This is a genomic window from Variovorax sp. 20P10.2.4 (genome assembly GCF_058244205.1).
The window spans coordinates 1-2,006 of sequence record NZ_JBZAYE010000960.1 but is presented as its reverse complement, the minus strand read 5'-3'; the positions used below and the strand labels follow the sequence as shown (position 1 = coordinate 2,006).

The window sequence follows — 2,006 nt, the reverse complement described above, 5'->3', positions numbered from 1 at the left end:
GCGAGTCGGTGCCCGAGGCGATCCGCCAGTTCGGCGCGCTGCTGATGCTGCGCCATACGCTGGGCATCGTGGTGCTGGGCGGCGTGACCTACGCCGCCTTCATCTCGCTGCGCGGGCTCTGGCTCGGGCCGCTGATGATCGAGCGGCACGGTTTCTCGCTGGTGCAGAGCGGCAACGTCGCGCTCGCGGTGTCGGTGATCTCGCTGGTCGGCGCGCCGCTGTTCGGCCGGCTCGACAGCACCGATCCCGCCGCGCGGCGCCGCCGCATCGTGCTCTGGGCGCTGGCCTACACCGGCCTGTTCGCGCTGATCGCCTTCGTGCACTCGGCCTGGCTCGACATCGCCGGCATGCTGCTGATCGGCCTGCTCTCGGGCTTCATCGTCTGGCAGTACGCCGACGTGCGCGGCGCCTACCCGGCGGCGCTCACGGGCCGCGCGATGGCGGTCTTCACCATGGCGATGTTCATGGGCGTGGCGCTGATGCAGTGGGGCACGGGCGTCGCCGCCTCGGTGGCGGCGGCGCACGGCGGCGATCCGCTCACGGCCGTGCTGGCGACCATCGCCGTGCTGCTGCTGGCGGGCATCGCGGCCTTCGCCTGGCTGCCGGCGCCGACCGCGAAGCCGCGTTCCTAGATCTTGAACGCGCGCTGGATGTCCGGCCGCACCAGGTCGGCGTACTCGCGATGCTTGCGGATGTAGCCCGCGATGAACTGGCATACCGGGATCACGTGCAGGCCGCGCGCGCGGGCCTCGTCGAGCACGTGCTTCGCGATCTTCGAGCCCAGGCCCTTGCCCTCGTGCGCGGGCATCACCTCGGTGTGGGTGAACATGATCGCGTCGGTCAGCAGGTTGTATTCGGCCAGCGCGGCGAGCTCGCCGCCGATGCGGGCCTCGTAGCGGTGCTCGGCCTCGTTGTTCGAAAGGATCGGGGCGTTGTCGTCGGTGCTCATGGGGTTCCTTGCAAGGGGGGTGTTCAGGCGGGCCGGCTCGCGAGGTACTTGGCGAGGTTGGCGGCGGCGGTGGCGCGCACCTTGTTGCGCAGCATCGGCGACCAGCCCAGCAGCAGCCCCGGCGTGCCCAGCGCCTGGCGCGACCAGGTCCAGAACGGGAAGCTGTCGCGGTGGGTGGCGATCAGGCCCTCGGGCGTGAAGCCGAAGCGCGCGTCGATGCTGTTGTCGACCAGGCGGCCGGTGGCGCTGAAGCGGTAGTGAGCGTCCCAGTGGGCGCTGCCGCCGCGTTCGTCGGCGCGCACGTCGCGATGGCTCAGGCGCCAGACGTCGGCGCCCTTGGCCTTCGTGGCCTCGCACAGCATGCGCCACATGCCGCCGACCTCGCGCCGCCCGCGCAGCGAGAAGGCCTCGTCGTCGAACACCGCGTCGGGTGCGTAGCAGGCTTCCATGGTGGCGGCGTCGAGCTGGGCGAATGCGCCGTAGAAGCGCTCGATGGTCTGCGCGTTGGTGGTGGCTGTCATGGGGCCTCGGGCGCCGGGAGCGCGGTGGTTGGAGATCTCGGGGAAGAGGGTCAGAGCGCGGCCGGAAGGGTGCGCACCAGGAAATCATAGACCGCGCGGATGCGCCGGTCGGTGCGGACCTCGCGGTGCACCGCCAGCCACACCGGCAGCGCGGGCAGCTTGAGCGCGGGCAGCACGCGCACCACCTCGGGGTCGCTGCGCGCCAGTGATTCGGCCACGAAGCCGATGCCCATGCCGTGGCGCAGCGCCTCCCAGTAGACGCTGACGTCGTCGGTGCGGAAGCAGAAGTCCTCGCGCTGCAGCGGCGCGCCGAGCTCGGCCGAGCTGCGCAGGATGCTCTCGTCGCGGTCGTAGCCCAGCAGGTCGTGTCGCAGCAGGTCGGTCCAGTGGCGCGGCGTGCCGCGCCGGCGCAGGTAGTCGCGCTGCGCGAAGGCGCCGAGCGCGAAGCGGCCCACGCGCCGCGCCACCAGGCTCGCGGTCTCGGGCCGGGTCATGCGCAGCGCGATGTCGGCCTCGCGCCGCAGCAGGTTGCTGAC

At 71.9% G+C, this 2,006-nt stretch carries 4 protein-coding genes; 1 reads left to right on the top strand and 3 read right to left on the bottom strand.

Annotation, left to right across the window (positions count from 1 at the left end):
• A partial coding sequence (locus tag AC27VN_RS39935; protein ID WP_490880278.1) for an MFS transporter occupies nucleotides 1–632 on the top strand: 632 nt, incomplete at its 5' end.
• Here AC27VN_RS39935 and AC27VN_RS39930 read toward each other — a convergent pair.
• The 3 genes from AC27VN_RS39930 to AC27VN_RS39920 all read right to left on the bottom strand — a co-directional run.
• Nucleotides 629–949: a GNAT family N-acetyltransferase gene (locus AC27VN_RS39930; protein WP_057595774.1), complete on the bottom strand. Its 321-nt coding sequence runs from the start codon at nucleotides 947–949 to the stop codon at nucleotides 629–631. The two genes, AC27VN_RS39935 and AC27VN_RS39930, sit on opposite strands and share 4 nt — an antisense overlap.
• Nucleotides 950–972: 23 nt before the next feature.
• Complete coding sequence (locus tag AC27VN_RS39925; RefSeq protein ID WP_296800789.1) at nucleotides 973–1,470, bottom strand: nuclear transport factor 2 family protein; 498 nt, start codon at nucleotides 1,468–1,470, stop codon at nucleotides 973–975.
• A gap of 50 nt (nucleotides 1,471–1,520) precedes the next feature.
• Nucleotides 1,521–2,006 (bottom strand): LysR substrate-binding domain-containing protein (locus AC27VN_RS39920; protein ID WP_490880277.1); only part of this gene is annotated, 486 nt, incomplete at its 5' end.